This window comes from Martelella sp. K41-7 (assembly GCF_055808365.1).
This window is the reverse complement of the sequence record NZ_CM147867.1, coordinates 1,515,606-1,537,892: the sequence shown is the minus strand read 5'-3', so window position 1 is coordinate 1,537,892 and position 22,287 is coordinate 1,515,606. Positions and strand designations below refer to the sequence as shown.

Annotated in this window: 19 protein-coding genes and 2 pseudogenes; 10 read left to right on the top strand and 11 right to left on the bottom strand. The window is 56.8% G+C overall.

Annotated features, from left to right (window positions below):
- Nucleotides 1-21 precede the first annotated feature (21 nt).
- Nucleotides 22-501: pseudogene (locus tag AC0L7L_RS07280) on the bottom strand (recombinase family protein); the annotation flags it as partial.
- 361 nt (nt 502-862) lie between these two features.
- Here AC0L7L_RS07280 and AC0L7L_RS07275 point away from each other — a divergent pair.
- The 9 genes from AC0L7L_RS07275 (at nt 863) to AC0L7L_RS07235 (ending at nt 9,781) form a co-directional block, all read left to right on the top strand.
- Entirely contained in the window at nt 863-1,795 is a 933-nt protein-coding gene (locus tag AC0L7L_RS07275) for a hypothetical protein (protein WP_272211156.1), read from the top strand.
- A gap of 33 nt (nt 1,796-1,828) precedes the next feature.
- Nucleotides 1,829-3,895, top strand: coding sequence for a type VI secretion system tip protein TssI/VgrG (gene tssI, locus AC0L7L_RS07270; RefSeq protein ID WP_272211155.1), 2,067 nt, complete (start codon nt 1,829-1,831; stop codon nt 3,893-3,895).
- 10 nt (nt 3,896-3,905) lie between these two features.
- A complete protein-coding gene (locus tag AC0L7L_RS07265) occupies nt 3,906-4,835 on the top strand; it encodes an ankyrin repeat domain-containing protein (RefSeq protein ID WP_272211154.1) in 930 nt (309 codons plus the stop codon).
- Nucleotides 4,825-6,099, top strand: coding sequence for a Tle-like phospholipase domain-containing protein (locus AC0L7L_RS07260; RefSeq protein ID WP_473513092.1), 1,275 nt, complete (start codon nt 4,825-4,827; stop codon nt 6,097-6,099). The genes AC0L7L_RS07265 and AC0L7L_RS07260 overlap by 11 nt, the downstream gene beginning before the upstream one ends.
- On the top strand, nt 6,047-6,511 hold the full coding sequence (locus AC0L7L_RS07255) for a hypothetical protein (protein ID WP_473513090.1): 465 nt from the start codon (nt 6,047-6,049) through the stop codon (nt 6,509-6,511). The genes AC0L7L_RS07260 and AC0L7L_RS07255 overlap by 53 nt, the downstream gene beginning before the upstream one ends.
- Nucleotides 6,511-7,599 (top strand): DUF2169 family type VI secretion system accessory protein, encoded by a 1,089-nt coding sequence (locus AC0L7L_RS07250; RefSeq protein WP_473513088.1) that lies wholly within the window; start codon nt 6,511-6,513, stop codon nt 7,597-7,599. Before AC0L7L_RS07255 ends, AC0L7L_RS07250 begins: the two co-directional genes overlap by 1 nt.
- The gene (locus tag AC0L7L_RS07245) at nt 7,596-8,000 is read left to right on the top strand and encodes a PAAR-like domain-containing protein (RefSeq protein WP_272211148.1); all 405 of its coding nucleotides are present in this window, start codon (nt 7,596-7,598) and stop codon (nt 7,998-8,000) included. The genes AC0L7L_RS07250 and AC0L7L_RS07245 overlap by 4 nt, the downstream gene beginning before the upstream one ends.
- Nucleotides 7,987-8,616 (top strand): AP2 domain-containing protein, encoded by a 630-nt coding sequence (locus tag AC0L7L_RS07240; protein WP_272211147.1) that lies wholly within the window; start codon nt 7,987-7,989, stop codon nt 8,614-8,616. The genes AC0L7L_RS07245 and AC0L7L_RS07240 overlap by 14 nt, the downstream gene beginning before the upstream one ends.
- 78 nt (nt 8,617-8,694) lie before the next feature.
- Nucleotides 8,695-9,781, top strand: a protein-coding gene (locus tag AC0L7L_RS07235) for an IS3 family transposase (protein WP_272211146.1) whose coding sequence is annotated in 2 segments (ribosomal slippage) — nt 8,695-8,951 and nt 8,950-9,781 — 1,089 coding nt in all. Because the reading frame shifts where the segments join, the coding sequence is not laid out codon by codon here.
- 14 nt (nt 9,782-9,795) lie between these two features.
- Here the strand turns inward: AC0L7L_RS07235 and AC0L7L_RS07230 are convergent.
- Nucleotides 9,796-10,176 (bottom strand): annotated as a pseudogene (locus AC0L7L_RS07230) (transposase); the annotation flags it as partial.
- A gap of 819 nt (nt 10,177-10,995) precedes the next feature.
- Here AC0L7L_RS07230 and AC0L7L_RS07225 point away from each other — a divergent pair.
- Complete coding sequence (locus tag AC0L7L_RS07225) at nt 10,996-11,211, top strand: helix-turn-helix transcriptional regulator (protein ID WP_272211145.1); 216 nt, start codon at nt 10,996-10,998, stop codon at nt 11,209-11,211.
- Between the two features lie 428 nt (nt 11,212-11,639).
- Here AC0L7L_RS07225 and AC0L7L_RS07220 read toward each other — a convergent pair whose 3' ends face one another.
- From AC0L7L_RS07220 to AC0L7L_RS07180, 9 genes are all read right to left on the bottom strand, one after another.
- Complete coding sequence (locus tag AC0L7L_RS07220; protein ID WP_272211144.1) at nt 11,640-12,560, bottom strand: GIY-YIG nuclease family protein; 921 nt, start codon at nt 12,558-12,560, stop codon at nt 11,640-11,642.
- 68 nt (nt 12,561-12,628) lie between these two features.
- A complete protein-coding gene (locus tag AC0L7L_RS07215) occupies nt 12,629-14,662 on the bottom strand; it encodes a DEAD/DEAH box helicase (RefSeq protein ID WP_473513084.1) in 2,034 nt (677 codons plus the stop codon).
- Between the two features lie 10 nt (nt 14,663-14,672).
- Nucleotides 14,673-15,830 carry a hypothetical protein gene (locus tag AC0L7L_RS07210; protein WP_473513081.1) on the bottom strand — a complete coding sequence of 386 codons (1,158 nt, stop codon included), beginning with the start codon at nt 15,828-15,830 and terminating at the stop codon, nt 14,673-14,675.
- Entirely contained in the window at nt 15,827-17,164 is a 1,338-nt protein-coding gene (locus AC0L7L_RS07205; RefSeq protein ID WP_473513079.1) for an EH signature domain-containing protein, read from the bottom strand. Before AC0L7L_RS07205 ends, AC0L7L_RS07210 begins: the two co-directional genes overlap by 4 nt.
- Nucleotides 17,161-18,015 (bottom strand): OmpA family protein, encoded by an 855-nt coding sequence (locus tag AC0L7L_RS07200; RefSeq protein WP_473513078.1) that lies wholly within the window; start codon nt 18,013-18,015, stop codon nt 17,161-17,163. The genes AC0L7L_RS07205 and AC0L7L_RS07200 overlap by 4 nt, the downstream gene beginning before the upstream one ends.
- 65 nt (nt 18,016-18,080) lie before the next feature.
- The gene (locus AC0L7L_RS07195) at nt 18,081-19,553 is read right to left on the bottom strand and encodes a methyl-accepting chemotaxis protein (protein WP_473513076.1); all 1,473 of its coding nucleotides are present in this window, start codon (nt 19,551-19,553) and stop codon (nt 18,081-18,083) included.
- Between the two features lie 122 nt (nt 19,554-19,675).
- On the bottom strand, nt 19,676-20,512 hold the full coding sequence (locus AC0L7L_RS07190; protein WP_473513074.1) for an IS5 family transposase: 837 nt from the start codon (nt 20,510-20,512) through the stop codon (nt 19,676-19,678).
- Nucleotides 20,513-20,851: 339 nt separating this feature from the next.
- A complete protein-coding gene (locus AC0L7L_RS07185) occupies nt 20,852-21,025 on the bottom strand; it encodes a hypothetical protein (protein WP_272211134.1) in 174 nt (57 codons plus the stop codon).
- 157 nt (nt 21,026-21,182) lie between these two features.
- Nucleotides 21,183-22,010 carry a type I restriction enzyme subunit R domain-containing protein gene (locus tag AC0L7L_RS07180; RefSeq protein ID WP_272211133.1) on the bottom strand — a complete coding sequence of 276 codons (828 nt, stop codon included), beginning with the start codon at nt 22,008-22,010 and terminating at the stop codon, nt 21,183-21,185.
- Between the last annotated feature and the right edge of the window lie 277 nt (nt 22,011-22,287).

Below are 22,287 nucleotides of genomic sequence, written 5' to 3'. Positions count from 1 at the left end.
AGCAATATTGCGCACCGGTATGCTTCCCTCCTTCATCAGGGCGCGCGCGGCGGCAATATCGCCCGGGCGCATCGCGGGAGGCCGGCCACCCTTGCGACCACGTTGCCGCGCCTCAACCAATCCAGCCGTCGTGCGTTCGCGGATCAGAGCGCGTTCGAACTGCGCGATCGCACCGAAGACATGAAAGGTCAGCATGCCGCCCGGCGTCGTTGTATCGATGCTCTCAGTCAAGGACACGAGGCCGATCTGCGCGCGCTCCAACTCTTCCGCCGTCGCAATCAACTTCTTCAGTGATCGCGCCAGCCTGTCGAGTTTCCAGACAACCAGCGTATCGCCGCCACGCAGCACATCGGAAAGAATTCGACCCAGTTCCGGGCGGTCATCCCGAGCGCCGGATCCACGCTCGGTAAACACCTTCTCGCAACCGGCGCGCCTCAGGGCCTCAAGTTGAAGCTCCGGATTTTGATCGATCGTGCTGACCCTGGCGTACCCGACCCGCATAGCCATCCCAATGTTCTCGAAAGTCGTCGGACGTATAGCATTTGCGACAAATGTTTCTATAACAGTTTTGAGAAGACGTTCTCAGGCCATAGTGGCCCTCGCTGTGGATCTCTCAAAAACCCTCGTTTCCTGAACAGCCTTTAGGTGGCAGGTCCGTTACCCATGGGACACGTCCCAACTATTGTCGGGTCGGGTTTTCCAATGACTTTCGTTCAGAACAATCTTCTCGTTGATGTTGATCAACACCACCGTTCTCAGGTCCGATGCCATACTCCGGTTGCATTTTTGCCGGACTATGATTGACATCATCCCTTAAAGTTGTAAAATTTCTGCTGTCATATTAGCGATAGTGGATATTAGTATGTCCTCTTTGACGATGCTGGAAACAGTTACGCCGATCACGGATATCGATGGACGGGTGTTTGCCTGCCGGCAGGCGATTGACAGCGGACACGGCTTTCTCACCTTTCTCGGTTATCCCGAAGATCGGTCGCAAGGCACGCCGGAAGCGGTGTTGACGCGCGAACTCGCCGACCATCTGCTTGCCCATGGCTTCTCGAAGAAGCGTTCCGGCCTGCCGCTCGGATTGGTGCGGTTGAAGAAATTTCGCAAGCGGCTCGGCATCGTCGATGGCCGCGACCGTCAAGAGCGGGCGCGGCGCGCGGCGCTCGCAAAGCCGGTGCGCATCGTTGACGATATCGACGGAGCCCGCTTCAGGGTCCGGCGCGAACAGAAGACGGATCTCGGCGTCACCATCCTGCGCGGCGTCGAGATCGGCAGGCCCAAGACCAGCCCGCAGGTTGTCCTGACGCCGGCGCTTGCCGCGCTCATCCGCGAATGGGCCGATTTTCCCATGAAGCTCGATGCGTTCCTGCCCTTCGACACCAAGATCCTGATGAACCTGCGTAACCGGCTCGGCCTGTCCTGGCATGACGACCGTGCGGCATGGTGGGCGGAGCGGTTCGGCGACCTGCTGACGCTCACGCCGGAGGATTTTTCCGCCCGTCACGGTCGCAGGCCCAATGTCGCGGCCGACGAGCGGCGGGCGGTGCTCTATGTCGAAAAACGCCTGTCGCAGACGCCGGCAGACAGGGATTTTCTCGATCTGATGATCGATGACTGGTCGGGCAAGCGCAAGGACAACGGCGCGGCCAAGGGCGAGGCGCTGCGCGCCAGAATCGGGCTCAGCTACACATCGGCGCGCCGCTACCGCCGCGCCTACAAGGTGCTGAAGGCGGCAGGCCGGATCGGCGCCAATGGCCTTCCCGTCATTTCCCCATCCCCACGGTCTTGAGCCAAACTCTCCCGCGTCAGGAAGGACATCACCATGAACGCGATCATCGACATGCCGGTCCTCTTTCAGGATCAGGACATCGCCTTCACCTTCGAGGCCCCGGCGTTGAAGGATGCCGGACTTCTTGTTCACGGGTTTACGGCGCAAGAAAAGCTGTTCGAACTTTCCGAGGTGGTGATCGAACTCGTTTCCGACGATCCCAAAATCGATATCAACGCCCTGCTCGACACACCGGCGACGCTGACCATCCATCACAAATATGCCGGCATCCGGCATTTCTCCGGCATCATCGCCGACATGGCCCGCCGCGACGAGGGGCTTCACCGCACCTTCTACACGGTCGTCCTCATGCCTGCGCTCGGCCGGCTCGCCCATGGCTCCGACAGCCGCATCTTCCAGCAGAAGAGCGTGCCCGAGATCATCGCCGAGGTGCTGAAGGAAAGCCGCGTCGAGGATATGCGCTTCGTGCTCGAAGGCACCCATGTGGCGCGGGAATATTGCGTCCAGTACAACGAGACCCATCTCGATTTCGTCCGGCGCATCGCCGCCGAGGAAGGCATCTGGTTCTTCTTCACATCCGGCGAGAACGGCCAGAACCAGGTGACTTTCATCGATACACCGATGATCGTGCCGAAGCTGAAGGAGATGCCGGAACTCGAATACAATGCCAATCCCGGCGGCGTGGCGAAGGGCGTCTTCTGCCGCAGCTTCACCTTCCGCGAGCGCCTGCGGGCGACGAGCTTCACCCAGCGCGAGCGTCTCTTCACGAATCCGGGGTACAGCCAAGAGCATCGCGCCGACCGCCAGGCCGATAACGGCACCAAAGGCGATTACGATCTCTACAACTATCCGGGCGGCTACAAATACGACAATGCCGGCAAGCCGTTTACCAAAACACAGATCGAGGCGGTGCGCGTCGAGGCCACCACCGGCGAAGGCCGCACCAATGCGCCGGCGCTGACGCCGGGCCGCAAGGTCCGGCTCACCGAGCATCCGAATGAGGACTGCAACGTCTTCTGGCATCTTCTCACCGTCACCCATGTGGGCGAACAGCCGCAGGCGCTGAAGGAAGAAGCCGGAGCGGGCGCCACCACCTATGCCAATCGCTTCCTGGCGATGCCGGCGGACCTCAATTACGCCCCGCCGAAACAGCCGAAGCCGAAAGCCGACGGTCCGGAGATCGCAACCGTCAGCGGCCCGGAGGGTGAGGAAATCTACTGCGATGACTGGGGCCGCGTGAAACTTTCCTATCCGTGGGACAGACGCTCGAAAGACAATGAGCACTCCTCGGTCTGGACGCGGGTGACGTCGAGTTCGGCGGGCGGCACTTTCGGCGAGGTGATCCTGCCACGGGTCAAACAGGAAGTGCTCGTCAGTTACATGGGCGGCGACCCCGACCAGCCGATCATCACCGGACGCTCCTACAACGCCCTCAACCTGCCGCCCTACAAGCTTCCCGACAACAAGACCAGAACCGTCTGGCGATCCCAGACCCACAAGGGCAATGGCTATAACGAACTCAGATTTGAGGACGAGAACGACCGGCAGGAAGTCTATGTCCACGCCCAGAAAGACCGCAACGAAAAGACCAACAACAACCACTCCGAACGCATCAACAACAACTGGGTCCAGTCCGTCGGCCACAACAAGGGCATCGAGGTCGAGAACAATCATACCGAGGTGATCGGCGGCGATATGGCGCTTTATGTCGGCCCGGCGCAGAAGGGCATGTTCACGCCCACCGGCGCTGACAGGATGATCGACGGCCTTCCGGGCGTCCCCTACGGCCTTGGCGACAAGGGAGCCGGGGCCGGCGAAGGGTCGATGCAGGTCAGCATCGAGAAGAACCGGAACGAGAGCATCGGCAATAATGACTCTCAACTGGTCCAGAACACCAAGACCGTCAACGTCCTCAAGAGCTATTATCTCGATGTCGGCGAGGAACTGGTGATCACCGCCGGCAAGCGGATTCTCCTCAAGAGCGGCGACAGTGTGATCGTGCTCAACTCCGACGGCTCGATCCAGATCAATGGCAAACAACTCAGCCACAACGTCGGTCAACTGATCAAGCTTCTGTCCGATGTCGTGAAGGTGAATTGAGGAGCCGTCAGTGACCACACCCGACAAGAGACAGGCCTCTATCCGGCGATTCTACGCGGTCGTTTTCGTGGCCTCTGCCGTTATCGTCACGCCTCTCGTCTGGTGGGGCTATGGCAAATACGAAACCTATCGAACGGAGCAGGACATGATCGAGAGTTCTCCGGATACGCCGCTTTCCAGCAGGTTGATCCTGCCCTATGGCGAACAGCCTTATCGGCTGGCGCAGAAGATCGAGCGCGGCGATGCGATTTCCGAGGCCGAGGTGAAGGCGCTCCCGGACGGCGTCGACAAACGCTATGGCGATGAGATCACCATGCTGTTTCTGGCGCTTCAGGCACATAATCTTAAAGCGATCGACACACTGCTGGCGGCTGGAGCCGACCCTTATATTGTTGACCGGCCATCGCAGGGATCTGCACGCAACTTCGCCTATTATGTCACCATGCCCGGAAGCCCGGAAGATCAAAAAGATGGGCATTCGTTCATGCTGTCGCTGATTCAGCTATATCTAAAACACGGCGGCGATCCCAATCATAGGCTGGGAGGCGGATTCAATGACACGGTGGCCGAAGCAACGGCTAGCAATAAGAATTATGCTGGCTTTATTGAGTTGGTCAGGGCTGGCGCGGACCCTTGGGATGAAGACAGTTATGGAGACTCATCCATGGATGTTCTCGCAATGGCAGGGACTTCATCCTCGCTCAACATAATCAATGAACTCATCAATGACGGATATTTTCTAAAAATTCCTTTGAAGAAGCTACAGAATTTCATGAGTTCACTTGCAGCTTATACCCAGCGTCGTGACAGAATGAGCGAGGAGATACAGCAGATCGCGCTACGCGTTCTGAAACGCAATCCGGACTACCCTCCCGACCAGAACACGCAAGACATCTTTGGCGGACCGATCCCCTGGAAGGAGGTGGAAAATGCCAAATGATCAGGAACATGTTGTCAAGATTCCGCCGATGCGGGACACCGACCATATCATCCCGCCTAAGATCGACATTCCGCCCATCCCCCCGGATACGGCCAACACCACGGTGATCCACGGGCACGCCAACCCGAAAACCTGTCGGCGGCAGGCGGCCTATCTGTGCAAGCTGGTTTATAAGAACCCGCCTCCGACCGGTGGCTTTTCGACACTTTATCCGGACAAGATCGCTGAGGCGGAGAAGAACTGGGAAGAATGGGGGGATGGCTTGAACGATCAGGACATTACCGGGCTTGTCGCAAAGCTCTACAAGGTGAAGGGCTACGACCCGAGCAGCAAGACAGACACGTGTCCGCCGACACTGGTGTTTCGCGGAACCGATTTTGACGACATGCGCGATTTCGCCTTCTGCGTCATCCTCAACATCGCGCCAGGCGCGGGCGAGACGCCGGTGATCGATCTTCAGGATGTGCTGGAAAAGCAATATCCCGGCGGCGAGATCATGTTCGCCATGGACAAGCGGCTGAAGGGCAAGAGCCGCAAGGAGCTGATCGCCGACAACTTCATTCCGATCACGCTTCTGAACAGTTCCTGTGCATTTAGACTTTTGGGCGTTCCCTATCAGGCAAGCCTGCAACTGATCTTTCTTGGCGGGCCGAATGGTGACTGGGCCAACAATGTGGAACAGGGGTTGGGGAAGCCGAGCGAGCAGTACAACAAAGCTGAAAGGTTCGGAGGAAAAATAGCCAAGAGTAAGATCAAACCCGGCCAAGATCGTCGTCTGAATATCGCAGGTCATTCATTGGGCGGTGGATTGGCCAGTGCAACAGCTACGGTAGTCGAACACTTTTACCATACCGACATCACCACGCTATGCCACACCTTCAATCCTTCTGGCGTCAATACCGAAACGGTCAAGCCTGCCTCGCTCGGCGAGGCGACGATCAATGCATTCGGCGTGCGCGATGAAATCCTGACGACGATCGAGACCCGCGCCGGACAATTGCCGTTTCTCGGCGCCATTCTGCGATGGGCCAAGGCGGAGGCGAATATCGACGGGTTTCCCGCGCCAGCGGGCAATTTCGTCCCGAGAAAGGGCATCAGTCCCGGTCCCTCCAGCGATCCACCGCAAACGCGGCCCGTCGTCTTGCCGACCGGCGGTATCGGCCAGCAAATCATCCCCACCTGGCAGCCGCCCGCACGGGGAGGAACTGCCCGTGGTCTGGCCGATCACCGAACAGACCGTCTTTCCCGCCGCCCTTGCCAATAACTTCCGCCTGACCCTTGCGCTGGACGGGATTCTCAACAACTCCGCTTCGTTCGTGCAGGCGCTCAACCTGCTTTCCGCCCGCATCCCCGGCTGGGTGGAAGACGCGGTAAACGCCAATTCGAAGATAAAAGTGCCGCCGCCCGGCCCGAACACATCCTATCAGCCCTGGGTCTATGACAAGTTCACGTTCGGCGATCTTCTCGGCAAGATGGCCCAGGACAGAACGAGATCCGTCGTCAAGGATTACAGAGGTTTCCTTGACGCGCAGGTCGTTCTTCCGACGGTAGGCCCTGCACTTGCGATGTTCGCCGTTGAATTTTCCTATCTTCTGGACCTCTTCGGCGTTTCAGCGACCTATCACGGCATGGATTATGTGATCGCGACCTTCGAACAATATCTGGATTCAGAATAATGATCCCCCAAATCTCGCTTCCCTTTCCGTGCCTGTTCTTCCGCCACTGGTATCTGGACGGCAGTGAGATGGGGGTGCTGGTGGTGCGGGCAGTGTTCGAAATAGACGAGGGCAGACGCGCGGTGCTGCCGAAGGCGCAGCCGGAGATGGCGCTTTCGGATGCGTTTTACGGTGAGGCGAATGTCTCGTCGCTGAAAGCCGAAAGCGAGATCGCGCCGTTCAAGCCGAAAACCGATCTGACCTTTTCCGCCATTGCCCGCTCGCCGGAGGAAAAGCAGCTTGCGAGTTGGCCGGTGCGGGTGGATATCGCCCGGCCCACGGAGGATGGCGCGGCGCCCGAGGTCATCGGCAGCCACGGCTTTCATGTGTTCGGCGAGCGGCTGATGGAGCCGGAGACGGCAAAAGGCGGCAAGCGCTGGCAGCTTTCTGACGCAATGCCGGTTACGCAAGTGCCGCTCGTCTATGAACGCGCCTATGGCGGCACGGTGAGGATCGATGACGAAAGCGAAGACGCGCATGTGTTCAACCCGATCGGGCGCGGCATGGTCAGCGATTATCTGCTGGAGGCCAGCGAGGCCCTGCCCGCCCCGCAGATCGGCCTCGCCGGCGAATTCGCCGCCTGGGTGCCGGGCGCGGAGATGACCATCTGCGGGGTCGGGCCGTTGACGAAATCCTGGCAGCCGCGTCTTGCGCTCGCCGGCACCTTTGACGATGCCTGGCAGCGCGAACGCCATCCGCGCATGCCGGCGGATTATGACTTTGCCTATTGGAACGCAGCGCCGCAACGATTGCAGTTTGCGCCGTTTCTCACCGGCATGGAAGAAATCACCGTCCACGGTGTGCGCCATGACCCCGCCCCCTATCGCTTCACGCTGCCCGAGGGCGGGCTGAAAGCGGCCGTGCGCTATGCCGACACTGCCGATGACCGCACGCTGATCATGCGCCTTGATACCGTCCATTGCGATATCGCCGATCCGGACCCGGAAAAACATCAAATGACGCTGGTCTGGCGGCAGGCAATCGAAAACCCCAATGATGTGACAGCAATCGAAGTTTTGCCGCATGCCTTGAGGAAGGAACCATCATGAGCCGCAGTGCTGCCCGCAATACCGGAAAGAACAACGCGATCGTCTGTCTTTCGCCCTGCGTGTGCCTGACGCCGCGCGGCCCGAAAATGGTGCCGGTGCCCTATATGATCGTCTCGAAGCTCGAATGGAGCACGAAGACGATCTCCAATACCGGCTTCGGCGGCGATCAGGCTTTCACCATGGCCAGTCGCACGGAGAAAGTGACCGGCAACGAGCCGGGCACCGGCGGCGGGGTCTCGTCCGGCGTCAATGTCGGCTGGTGCCGGCCGCAATCGAACAAGTCGAGCTTTCTGGTCGAAGGCCATCAGGTTCTGCAGGACAACTGCGTCTACGAAATGAACTGCGCCGGCCCCGACGGGCCATCGAACACGCTCGGCAAGCTGAATTATGACGACGCTTGAGCGCGACGGCATTGAAATGGAAGCAAAGCGCGGCGGAAGATCCGGAAACGACAAGGGCCCCAAGGGCGGCAAGGGGAAGCGCGGTCACAAGAAGGGCAAGTTAGCGCGCGTTGACACAGTGGATGGTTCGCGCATTGCCCGGGAGGATGATCTTTATGCCATCGCGGCAGGCAAGAGCCGGGTCGGCGCGCCACACTGGACCGTGACGATCTCGCGTCGGACAATCCTGCTGAAGCGCACCTTTCCCCATGGCGTCTGGGGCGGCGAGGCGGAAGCCCTTGCCATCGCCAAGGCCTGGCGCGATGCGGTCCTTGACATTATTCCGCCGCTGACAAACCGCGAGCGGGCGCGCAAGCCGCTGGCAACGACAACCGGCGACATCGGGGTCTACCGTCATCTGCGCTGGGGCAAGGATCCGGTCTATGTGGCGAAGATCAACCACAAGGGCCAGACCAGGAGCGCATCGTTCGCCATCAGGGATCATGGTGAGGATGGAGCGCGTCGGCTGGCGATCGCCCCGGCGCGAGGAGTGGGTCAGCGAACTGCCGGCCGCGTTCGACATCGCACCGGGTCTTCCGGCCGAACATGCGCTGAGCCATTTTCCCGAGCGGCTTGAGGAGGAGGGTAATCCCCCCGAAAAATAATGGGCTTCAAAAGTAGAATTTTCTCGGGTTTTATGACTGAGGAGATTTTGATGAAAAAGACGAGATTTAGCGAAGCACAGATTATTGGCATTCTGCGTCAGGCAGAAGGTGGCGTTCCTGTGCCTGAACTTTGCCGGGAGCACGGGATGAGTTCAGCGAGTTTTTATAAATGGCGGGCCAAATATGGCGGCATGGATGCGTCGATGATCAGCCAGATGAAAGCGCTGGAAGACGAGAACCGCCGTCTGAAAAAGATGTATGCGGAGATGAGCATGCAAACCGAACTGCTGAAAGAGGCTTTGGGAAAAAATGACGCGGCCATCTCTACGCCGGGAGGTGGCCGCGCAAGCCGTGGCGATACGTGGGGTGAGCATAGCACTTGCCTGCCGAACGTTCGGTGTCAGCGAAACTTGCTACCGATACAAAGGCAAACGCAATGATGAGAATGAACAGATCGCCGATCTTCTGGCCGGCTTGACGCAGGCAAAGAAGAACTGGGGCTTTGGCCTTTGTTTTCTCTATCTGCGGAACGTACAGGGACGGCGCTGGAATCATAAGCGTGTTTATCGCATCTACCGCGCGCTTGAGCTGAACCTCAGGATCAAGCCACGCCGGCGGCTGAAACGGGAAAAACCGGATACACTCAATGTCCCGACAACGCCGAACGCGGTCTGGTCCATGGACTTTATGGCGGATCGGCTGGCCGATGGCCGGCAGTTTCGGCTTTTGAATGTTCTGGATGACTTTAACCGTGAGGGGCTTGGCATTGAGGTCGATTTCTCTCTACCTGCGGAGCGTGTCATCCGTAGCCTGAACCAGATCATTGAGTGGCGCGGCAAACCGCTGGCAATACGTGTTGACAATGGCCCGGAATATGTCAGTGGAAGGCTTATGGACTGGGCTGAAAATCAGGGCATTGCGCTGAATTACATCCAGCCTGGAAAGCCGCAGCAGAACGCTTATGTCGAACGCTACAACCGGACAGTACGACACGAATGGCTTGACCAATACATCATCGAGAGTATCGAAGAGGCGCAGGCGTTCGCCACACAATGGTTATGGAGCTATAACAACGAGCGACCCAATATGGGCATCGGCGGAATGACACCCGCACAGAAACTGAAAATGGCTGCGTGAATTCTACCAAAAAGCCCCGTTAAAAAGGGGAGGATTACCCCCCGGGCATACATCGAGATGATCTTGCGGTCGAAATCGGGAAAGCGGCGCTGGTATTTGGCGATCAGCACCGGATCGAAGGTGCCGTTGCGGTCGCGTGGGATGTCGAGGACCACCTTGCCGCTGTCGGTGGTCACCGTCTTGCTGCTGCTGCCATTGCGGCGGTTTGCCGGCTCGTTATGGCCTTCGGGCACAGCCTCAGCCCGCTCTTCGTCGAGATGGACGTCAATCTCGGTGCTCAGGGCACGTTCGGCCAGTGCTTTCGTCAGTTCGGACAGAATACCATCCTTGCCGAAAAGGTCACCGGGCGAGCGCCCTTGCATCAGGCGGTCCAGGAGTTCTTTGTCGATGCTCATACGTGGGTCTCCTCAAAGAGCAGTTACCACGCCAGAGCACAAAAATCAGGACAGTCCCGAACGGAAGGCGGCTTCGAAGCAGTTAGGATTGGACCTGGGTAACAAAACGCGAAAGACGCCTTACAACCCCAGCCAGAGGATCATACCCGCGCAATATGAGCCTGTTCCCCAAAAGTTGCGATTTTCATTGGCCGAAGCGTGCACATCATTATGCCGAGCTGAGATGTAGGCTTCTGGAGACTGAACCAGAACTGGCCAGATGTTGTAAATGGTTGCTTATCCCACAGACAACCATTCTACGGTTTCAGATCGGATAGCCGCTTCCCGCCCTCAATAGACTTTCGCCCGCCCCGCAACGAACGGCAGCTTTATGGATAGCGCCGAATTCCTGCGAATGTCCAGAATGCAGGCGCTAAGCTGTCGTTCCCAGATGCCGCGCCGACTAAAGGGCCGACACATGGAAAACCGAAAGGGCTACGCTCGATTCCGTGGCTGAAGACGCAAAACTCTAGACTTGCCGAAATCTCTTGACTGCGGGAACACGCACAATGCCGATTTCATCCGCACTTTTGCCCGATCGGCACGACGTATGGGCTAGACAGCGCCTGACATCGTCGTGATTGGTAGATCATAAGAATTCTTCGGGCACTTTTATAAATTGGAATACTTAAAGTTCGTTTATCCACATAATTAAGCGACAATTGCGCACGAAAGTCTGCGGAACCGCCCACTTTCCACATTTCCAGACACTCCCCCTATATCGCATTCCGAAAATCTGTCTAAATTGTCTTGCCATCTCAACACTCTCCGGAGGCCAAGATGGCAACGAAAATCCCGCTAGAACACCGACTAATTTCCAAGTTCGAACTCATGGAGCTGCTGTCATGGAGCGAGAGCTCCATCGACAGAAGGCTGCGCGAGGACCTCGATTTCCCGAGACCCGTCCGTCTGGGGCCTCACACCGTCCGATGGCGATTGGCCGACGTTCTCGATTTCATCGACTCGCTTCCTCTGGCGGAGGAGGAGTGGCGATGAGTTCTCAAAGGACGGAAATTTTCCAGACCCGCCTTACGCGATCGGAGGCGTCGGCAGTCCGGTGGCATATGCTGCAATGCCGCGAGCAGCAAAAGGCGAAATACGTCCGTCTCTGCCTTCTGGCTGGCGGCGGCGCGAGATTGCGAGAGCTTGATCGCCGCACTGGCGAAATCATGAAGATCGTTAGAGATCTTCAGATGTGCACGCACCTGACCCGGGCTGAAAAGGCCAGACTACTGCGTGTAGGGTTGTTTATGTTTGCGTGGCAGACGGCCGCCGCTGTTTTTCTCGAACATGGGCTGTGCTCCATTTGAACAGGCATGACTCGACACTTCCGCGCCCAACACATCGTTGACAGCGCGGCGTATCCGGAAAGTCCGGGTCGATTATTCGGAAACGGGCGAAGGAGGATCTCGGAACGGCTGCCGCTAACGCATCAGCAGTCCGAGTGCGGTTTCGCCCGGCGGTGCTCTCAGTTTAGCGTCGGCTGTTCCGGAAGGTCGGTCCTGCCCTGCAGACTGTCGGGCTGCAGGCGGTAGGCCATGGATAATCTCGCCATTGCTCACGAGCCGGTTCTTCGAAAATCGTTTCAGCAATGCTTGTTCCACGCTTCGCGCGTCGTCCTCGGTCGCCCACGCTTCTTTGTGTAGGAATTTCCAGCGAAGACCGGTAACTTCCTCAGCCATCGGAAACTGGTAGGCTTTCCGGCGCGCTTCGGGATCACTAGCATAACCGATTTTGAAGGCGAGGCTTCGGCCTTGCCGGTCATGAAGAGCGAATACGTAGACAAACCACGTCTCATGTTCGCCGAACCGACCGCTGAATTCGCCCTCATGTTTGGGCGCCAGCCTGCTTTGCTGGATCCGCCTTTGTCCCAGAAGCGTTGTCGGTTCGGCAAGCCGAACCGGGCGGCGCGTCAGCACCAGCAGTCTTTCAGCGGCCTCCGGCGAAAGCTCTGCGACGCCGGTCTGGGCGCGATAGTAAAGCGCGCGGGGTAACGATCCAACAAGGTTGCCGAAATCATTGTCTGTGTCGGTGATCTCCCAGACCAAGGCCGGATGGAGGGCGAAGGCAAACTCCTCCGCCGTGCGCCGCATCGCCTCGCCGGCGCTTAACGGGTCGATATAGTCCCGGGTGTTCACTTCTTGTGTCGTGACCTGATAGAGGCCAAGCACACGACCGCGATATTGTTCATCGGTTTCTTGCTGCCGGGTTCCGATCGTGAAGACATAGTCGCCGTCGGACAGGACATTTCTGGCCTGGGTGCGTCCGCCCTTCGAGCTGAAGGTCAGCGGCCAGCAAGGCTCGCCGGGCGGGCCCCAGACATATGTGAAAAAGACCTTCGGCATCGTGTTCTCCCCTCATGGACCGGCGCGGCTCAGGCCTTGCTCCGCAGGATGATGTCGCGAAACCCGCATCAGTCGGGCAATAAATAGTCCGGCCACAAGGAGCGGTCCGGAAGACACACAGTTGGAAGGCTCTGATTGGCCGGGTTGTCTCCGCATCTGTCCATGACAATGAGCGCAGCGTCGTGCGCGGAGAACAGGTTTTCGATGTCGCTAGGCTTCTTCGCACGCGCAATCACCACGCTGCTGCCGCCAGCCTTCGACGCAACACGCATGGTTTCATTGCCCATCATTTCGAAAACCAGATCAACGCGACCTTCCAGCGCTTCGAACTGGCCCCCTTCCTGCGGCTTCTCAGGAGCTTCGACGATCCTGTCATGCAATAGATGCAGTTCACTTTCATTGCTCTCCTGGGGCCAGAGCACGCTGTCGGCGAGGTTGCGCTTGCTGCGCATCAGGTCCTGCAACAGACAATCGAAAGAGCCGCGGCCAAGTTTCGGGTGGATGGCAAGCGGGATGTGAACGGTCACCGGCTTAGTCTGTCCAATACGATGCGTACGATCGTTGCATTGCTCTTCCACAGCAGGGTTCCACCATCGTGTCAGGTGGATGACGTGATTGGCTGCGGTCAGAGTCAGCCCAGTGCCGGCGGCTCTCGGACCAAGCACCAGCACGTCAAATCCTTCGTCGTTTTCAAGATGACGGTTGAAACGATCAGTAAACTGCTTGCGCTGATCGACGGACGTTTCTCCGTTGATGATATCAACCCTCTCAAGGTCGAATTCGAGGCGGATGAGTTCTGCCAGCCACTTTTGGACATCGCGGTACTCAACGAAGATCAGTGCTCGCTCGCCTCTCGCCTTTATCCATCGGAGGATATCGATCGCAGCGGTCAGTCGAGCTGAGGCTTCGGTAAAATTGTCTGTCAGTTCGCTGTCAATCAGGCCCGGGTGCAGCGACGTACGACGAATGTGATGAAGCAAAGCAAACATCTGCAAACGTTTGGCGCGGGCTTCGTCATAGCGCAACGCCTGTACAGGGGGCATGATGCGTGGATGATAGATACGCACCTTCGGAGGCAGGCTGCTCGCAGCCTCAGATTTCAGCCGCCGTTGTCCTAGCGGGGGAATATCTCCATGTCGCGTAAAGACGGCAGCGTTTAGGCCGCGAATCCGCTCGGCCGTAGGCGTATCATAGAGGTCCTTGAAATCGACAAGTGAGCCAAGCGCGCCTGGGACAAGTTGATCCATGATCGCCCAGAGGTCCTGTGTCTTGTTCTCGACTGGCGTTCCGGTCAGCCCGATCTTGAAATCCGCATGGGTCGCACGGGCAGCGGTTGAGCGCAGTGTTGCCGGGTTCTTCAGGTTCTGGATTTCATCATAAACGATCGCCGCAAAACGCGTTTCGGCGAAGCTCACCGCGTAATTTGCAAGCGTCTGATAAGTGGTCACCGCCAGCTTGGGGCCTTTCGCATCCATGAGTGCACCGAAATCAAGACGTGCCTCCCCATCCTGAATGTCCTGACCACTGACGCCGTTGGTCTTGAACGGTACCAAATGAGCTCCATAGAGGCGAACTGGCTTACCCCAGATATCAGGCTTCAGATGTTTGCCTATCTCATCTTCCCAATTTCGCAGCAGAGACGTCGGCGCGACAATCAGGATGGGAGCCGCCCATTTGGGATCGAAACGCATCACTTCGGTCAGCCAGGTCAGAAAGGCGAGTGTTTGTAGCGTTTTTCCCAGCCCTTGCTCATCCGCATTGAGAATGCCCGGGAGACCTTTACGCCAGCATTCAATTTGCCAGTTGAGCGCTTGACGTTGATGATATTGCAGCGGTCTCAAAACGCCGTCGGGTAATGCGTTGTCCCGTGCAGATTGTCGCTCGACCGGTTGCTCGCGGAAAGTCAACTCGAAAAAATTGTCGTGAGATATCGGAAGCACCGGTTCTGCGTCATTGCCGCCGGCCAGATGCTTCTCCTTCATGATTTCAAGGCGCCTTTCCAGCGCCTCAGCTATCAATTCGGTCGCCGGGAACTCGCCTGCAGTTTCGTGAACAACTGCGGGCAGAGCATTTTCTAGGGCTGAGCGAACCGCCTTCAGCATTCCCTCGACGTCATGATCCGGGATCTCGGCCCAACGTCTCGCCGACCGATGGATCGATATCCGCCGGGAGCCAGTTCCTTCCCGATGCCTGAATTGTCTCCAGAACGGGCTTTTGCCAAGCGCGGATTTCGATAACCCGCGCCGACCACTCGCGGGTCTCCGCCCACCCGCGGGAAAATGTGTTCTCGAAGGCCTCTTCCTGCGCCTCGATGCTTTGAAGCGCTTTGAGGCTGCCATCACTTCGAAGTTGTTCGGCGACGGCTTCAAACACTATACGCTCGGCATTTTCGATGAAATGGCGTCGCGATACCTCATCCTTGGCGGCATGTTCGCTGATCACGCGTGTGATTGTCATGGCCGTCCGATCCAGGATCAGGAATCGTTTTTTTCCAATGCTGAAGGCTGGCTGGCCACCACGTTTTTCAACCTGCTGCTGAAACTGGATAAGTTCTTCATCCTTGAGGGCGGCGGAACCGTGTGAGAATTCTTCGGAATCAAACTCGTCATTGAAGGGCAGAGGGCGGAACTGCGAAGGATCATCATCGTCGAGATCAAGACCGACGCGATCGCAGCTGACAATGGAGATGTCTTTCAGGAATTGCTCGGGAGAACTGAGATCCGTAATCGATTCAGCTCCAAGCAACTTGCAGAAATCGGCAAGTGCCTTCCAGTGAGCGGGTAACGGCGCGTTTGCATTAAAGGCTTCGGAAAGCTGAATGGCGTCGTAGATCGGCGCAGGGATCCTTTGCTTCCGGCCGGCGCCGATGATCGCCCCGAGACGGTTCTGGGGTTTACTTTGACCATGTTGCTCCCACCACCAGTTGAACCGGAAATTTGCTCGTCCCATCTCGCCTTTCGTTTCTGCCCGGAATACGAGATTGCTGACGCGTGGCGGCAGGCCCAGGACTGTCGCCGTGTGATCATCAAGTCGCGAAATGAGCCAGTGATCGAGCGTTATTTTGCTTGCGTCGAGCGTGTGGTGTCCGTTTTCAGGGTCGAGAAAGCGCAAGCTGGCAATGGCCAGAGCAATATCGCGCTCGTCCTTCGTAATGTGCCTCAGGTCGGGCATTCGTTGTTTGCGCAACCGGCCAAAAATGCCTTTTTCTTCGCTGGTCAGGTCCAGCACGGCGCCGTTGGCGTCGTAGTGAGGAGAAAAGGAAAGGCTCATCTGATGCGCTCCATGACCCAACTCATCCAGTTGCCACCCGTGTCATGTACGCGCGTGCGGGCATCGCCTAATGGCAGAACGATCTTTCCGAGATCGTAGTCTGTTGCATAAAGCTCAGGTCTTTCCTGCACCGGTTTATCGAAAACATGGACGCGGAAGCTGTGAGAGCCCTCCACAACGATCTTTTCGCCGATCCTCATCATGAGAATACTCGTATCTGATCTTGAACGCTGTCGCCCAAAATTGCGATAAGCAGGATCGCCTGTTCGGCGGTAAAGATTGGCCGCTGCGGTCTCAGAATCTTTTCCCAGCGCAAGCCACGCTTCATCGATGCGACCCCTTTTATAGAGGTCCATCCAGAAGCGTTTGCGTTTGATCCATTGCTCGTTTGTGTCCCGTATAGATTCTGCCCTCGAAACAATTTCGAAAATGGCTTCCATGCTTTGTCCTGCCAGCCATTTAAGCATGACGCGCAAATATTCGTGCCCGAGATTCAGCCAGATCCGCGCTTCTTCGATATGACTGTCGTCAGCGTCCCGATGTCTCGGATCGCCGAACAGCCTGTTCAGTTCTTTCACGCAATGCAGACGCAAGGCTTCCGGGCAGTTTCTGTCGCGCCAGGGTGATAGGATTGCCCTCACCGCAGAAATGGCCCTAACATCGATGAGTTTTGGCTGACCTGCTGGTGCAATCCAACCCAGTATGCGGTCCACGGTCGCTTTTGTTTCTGCAGGCGACAGGGCGTGAATGAACGCCTCATGTACTTCGGTCATCATCCCGGGCCCGTGGGGAGCTGGAAGACCCGCGCTGCGCAGTGTCTCAAAGGGGCTATTGTCGACAGCAAGGATGTGGCCAAGCGCCTCTGCTCCGCGTTCAGTATCCAGCAGTTGTGGGTATCGGCGGAAAAGCACCTGCCATCGCGCAGGCAAAGACGCGCTCTTGCCAATGATCATCTTGGCAAGGCGTCGGGTTTTGTCTGCGCCGACCTCCCAGTTTTCCATGTAGGCTTCGCAGAGAGCTCCAAGCAGCACCGGTCGGGTGGTGGCTTCAAGCTCCGCGTCGATGAAGCGAAGGAGCTCTTTGCTGCATTGGACCTTTCCGGTCATGGCCGCTGCAATGACCACGGCAAAGTCGCCCTGCTTGAGCGTGCTCCAGTCCCAGTTTGCGACGGCCTTTTCGGCAAGCGCGAAAAGTTCTGAAAGTTCGTCCGGCCGCGCGCTCGAAATTCCTGGATAGGCATCGCTGATCTGCTTGCAAATCACCCCCAGCGCATCTGAACCAAAAGGCCGCAAGCGATATTCGACAGGCAGGACAATTCGATCTCGAAGTGTCATTGGGAAGCCCTGCCACGATCGAAGATATCTTGAATTCTTCCAATGTCGGCCACGTCATGCGGGATCATTTCTTCACTGACGGGAGAAAACATGATGAAACGAAGGTCGATCCTGCGGTTGTTGTCGCGTCCCTCCGCAGTTTCGTTATCAGCGATGGGGCGGCCTTTTCCATAACCTGCTACGGACAGGATTGGTTGAGCATGAAGGTTATCGAATGCCAGTAAATCGGGTTGAGCTTGAACCAGGATTTCAAAGACTTGGTCGCCGCGTTTCGTGCTCAAATCCATATTGAAGATATCCGTGCCCTGGCTATCTGTATGTCCCTCAATCTGAAGCGAGTCGATTAGGGCAAGGTCAGGATTGCAGCTACCTTCCACGGCAGAACCCAATCCCAGTGTGTAACAACGCAATTCATCGATCAGTATTTTCGCCACTTCGACCATCTGTTCTCGCCCAACCGAAGAAGGTTCTGAACTGCTCACCGCAAAAAGCCCATTGCCCTTGAATTGTAGGGCGTCCATGTCGCGGCTAACGGTAACTTCGATGTTAAGATCCTGGCTTTCGATCTTGCTCTTGATTTCGCGAAGCAATTTCCCCCGGCTGGCGGCGACATTCGTGTTGTACGTTTCAATGGGATTTGTGTCAGTGGATTGCGGCACGAGTCTTCGAAGACGCTCGACTTCGTTCTTGAGCAAAACAATCTCCCTCTGACGTTCTGCGAGTTGGTCGAGAGCGGCGTCGTGGATTGTACGAGGTACGACTTGATCCTTCTCTTGCGGAGCGACCTGTGTGGCAAAGAATGCCAGCAATATCAGAACGATGAACAGGAAGCTCACTGTCATATCCGTCATGGAGACGAACGCTGACTCCTCTTCGTCTTCGGAATTGTGTCGGCGACTTCCTCCCCTCATACCTCTTACTGCCCCGCATTTTCATTGGAAGGTGGGGCGCTTTCCGGTTCGAAAGATTTAGCGTTTTCGATGACGCCTTTCAGCGTCGAAAGCGCCTCGGCGAACCGCTCATGAATGCCTTTGGTATGAGCCTCGAGCTCGGCGATCACGCGCTCCACTGCGCTTGCCTGTGTATCGAAGGCTTTTTCGAGCTGGCCGTCGTAGGCAGCAGCAAGGTCCTTAAAGCTCCGGATGGCCAGATCAATGGACTGTGTAGCGCTGACAACTGTCTCTCGCTCCGATTCAAGCGTCTGCTTGGCCGCGTTGATCATGACGAGGGAACTTTCGGCGATTTCCCTGCTTGCGGTGTTGTTCTCTTTGACTGTCTCAAGGACAGGTCCGGCAGTTTCGGAAACCATGTTTGCTGCCTCGGCTAGCTGACCGCTGACAGTCCCAAGCTGTTCGACGATTGTCTGCAGTCTATCGATGCCATTGGTGAGGTTCCGGTCAAACTGCTCGGCTGCGCCGGAAAGAGCCGAACTCACTGCTGTCATGGACTTTGCGGAACTGTCTATGCTCTCGCCAAGCGACGCAAGAGAGGTGCCAATGCCTTCTGTCAGGGCGCTGGAAAGATCGTTGACCATCGTCCCGACGGCCTTCATGGAGTTGTCCGCCATGTTTTCAAGCGGGCGGCTGAGCTTCGCAATCAACTCGGAATTCAGAAGCTTCATCTCGGCGCTCTGGGCCTCGATCGCTTCGAGCTGGCGTGTTGCCAAGCTTTCCAGACTGACGAAGACAACCTTTTCTTCAATCGCGCGATTCAGTTCTTCACCACTTCCGTTCAGGTTGCGTGTCTGTCGGCGGATCAGCAAGGTAAGGAGGATCGAGCAAAACAGCCCCGTCAGCGACATGATGAACTTTGCCGAAGCACGGGACAGAAGTTGCTTCAATGCATAAATGGTCTGCTGCGGATCAACCGCGCCGTCCGGAAGCAATCCTTGAGTGTTGTTTAGTACTGCGATCAGCCCAAGAAACGTCATCAACAGACCGACTGACACGAACACGCCTGGCCAGAAGCGCCAGCCGCTAAGCGAAAAGCCGAGGTCCTCCAGATTGATAAAGACAGATGGTCTGATGCCATTCAGCACAACACCTTCGCCCATCTGTTTCGGTTGGATCAGGGTTTCCCCAAACTCGGAAAAGGCAAATGCCAGCTGCTTGTTCGGCTTGCCTTTCTTGGTATTCATCTCATCTGAGATCGCTTCAAAGTCTTGTTGGAAATCTTCCTTGCTCCTTAGTGCGACGATCCTTTTGCGGAGCGTTTGGAGAGCGTGCTGGCGCTGGTGCGAGATAGAGAAAATACGAACAGCCACAAATATCATCAAAAGGAAAATGAAAGAGCTGATTAACCCTGGCGAATAATCATTGGTGACGGCATTCGCCGCAAAAAGTATGAACGTCTTTACACTTTCACCAATCTCCATCAATATTTGTGGCACAATTCCTATCCCCCTGTCTGAAAAGCAGACCGTCCTCGATCACCAAATACTAAGATTAAGTTTTTAAGCATACCTTTGTTTTCATGCGCAACGGATTTCGCTTTAGAGCCGGATTCAAAAGTTCATGATGGGAAACGATATCGTGCGAGGCGTCTGGTCATCACCCTGATGCTTGCGATGTTGACCCATGCTGTGGCGCTTGCGATGGACTTTTCCCAATCTTTGGCCAGTCGACGGCATCGACCGAACCAGCCGAAGGTGCGCTCGACCACCCATCGGCGTGGCAGAACCTCAAAGCCTTTCGCTGTGTCGGAACGCTTGATGATCTCAAGGTTCCATTGGCCGCATCCGCGCAGCGCTTTTCGCAACTTCTGCCCGGCATAGCCGCCATCTGCGAAGACATGGCGCAACCAGGGGAAACGGTAGCGGATGGCTTTCAGGACATCGGGTGCGCCGTCGCGGTCCTGGATATCGGCTTCATGGACATGCGCGAACAGCATCAGACCGAGCGTATCGGTGATAATGTGGCGCTTGCGGCCCTTGATCTTCTTGCCGGCGTCGTAGCCCGAGACCCCGCCACTTTCGGTGGTCTTGACACTCTGGCTGTCGATCACACCGGCCGTGGGCGAGGCCTCACGCCCCTCCAGTTCGCGCGTAGCACAGACAAGCAGATGGTTGATGGTCTGCCAAAAGCCGATATCGCGCCAGCCATAGAAATAGCCTCGCACCGTGGAGACCGGAGGGAAGTCCTTCGGCAGTGCCCGCCATTGACTGCCACTGCCCGCAATATAAAGGATCGCGTTCACCACTTCCCTCATATTCGTTTTCCGTGGCCGCCCACCGGGCTTGGCCGGCGGTATCAGTGGAGCAATTACAGCCCACTCACGATCCGTCAAATCGGTTGGATAGCGAAGGCGATCGCGGTTATGCTGCAGGCGGGTGATATCAGTCCAGGGCATGCAATCCTCCACGTTCTTGGCAGAGGTGGTTGAATCACATCCTTCTGATATCACTCAACAACTTTTAAATCGGGTTCTTAGCATTGGCCGTCTTCCATTCTTCGAATTGAGGAGGACAAGGAATTGCAGACGTCTGCCTGCTTTGATGGGCCGGAAAGACGATCATGAGCCAACCGAACGGACAAGATGTCCGGCCTCGGCCCTATGACGGCGGAGAGCCGCTCGGTGGGCTTATGCAAGTCGAATATCGGCTTCGTCCCGAGCGTGCCTGGGTCCGCGACAGACCACGAGCCGCGATCATATCTACAATAGCCCGGCGCGGGACCGGCGGCTACCTTTCTATGGCTGCACGCAGTAATGACCGCCCATCTTGTGGTGCTCACGGTTCTCGTTGAGGCCTGCCGGACGGGGATCGGTTACGCTCATCGCAACGCCAGCCGGTTGCTTCGCACCGCTATCGGTGACGAGTGACAGGACGGGAAGCATCAGGGATTGGAAGTCGGGAATTGTCATCAATTTCGATCTCAAGGGTTTTCGAGAGGCTAATCATCCAGGCCGCGTACGAGATTCAGCAGTAGCCTGAATTCTTCATTATCAGCATCGCCCTTCCAGAAATTGATGAACTGGCAAACCACCTGAAGATTGCCCTCCTCGTAGTGACCATTACTGTCTAGTCGCGCTCTGAAAGGCGGCGTCCCCGGTAGGCGCGGATCGTGTCCTCAAGCAGCTCCGAGAACTCGCGGTAGAACGTGGGGTCCTCCTCCATCTTTTCCGTGATGGCGGGGCGTGTGGCGCTGGCAATGCGATCCGCTCGCGACGCCTCCGAGACACATGTTTCTTCAACAACCGCCTTCAATGCATCGGGATCGTTGATGTTGACCACTTCGATGATTGTTTCCGCTGGCAATGCCACGACGTGGTCATCAAGCAGTTTCTGAATCTTCGGTTCGAACTCGCGGACATCGACGGTTTCTTGATACCGGAGTTGAACCGAGCGCCTCAGTTCAGAGAACTGCTTCCAGTCACGCTTCAACGTGTCGATTTTGGCTTCGTCAAAGACATCGAGCAGCTTGTCTGATGATAACGATATGTGGAGGCATCGGCTGAAGGCCCGAAGCCGTGCATAGAAATCCTGCCGCAGGGCTTCATCACCAAGCAGTTGTTCGAACTGCTCCATATCCTTCTTGTTGCGGACGGGCTTGAAGATATCCCAGAGCTGGTCGTGCAGTTGGGGGAGTTTGCGGATCTCCTCCCTGACGTCGTGGACCGTCCCGACAAGGTCCGCAGCCTCATAGCCCTCGAAAGCACTGTAGGTCGTCAGGGCACTGTCAAGTTCACCAAGCAAGCCCTCATAATCAACAATGAACCCAAATTGTTTTTCTGTGTCCCCGTCCTCGTACAGGCGGTTCACGCGCGCGATGGCCTGAAGCAGATTGTGCTCCTTCAGGGACTTGCAAACGTACAAAACCGTGTTTCTCGGCGCGTCGAAGCCGGTCAACAACTTCGATACGACAATGAGGATTTCGGGATCCCTGATCCCTTGAAGGCGTCGATTATCTGACGGTTATATTCATCCTCAGTTTTATATTGGGCCATCATTTTCGACCAGAAGCTGCGGACGACGTCCTTGGATTCCTGATCGACTTCTTCGTTCCCTTCATTGTCGTCTGGCGGTGCCGGTGATCTGCTGTTCAACCAGTCGCCCCTCGTACAAAAGTGGGACCACCGCCTCATCGGCAACCGCTTCATCGATGGCACGGCAGTGGGGCGAGCGG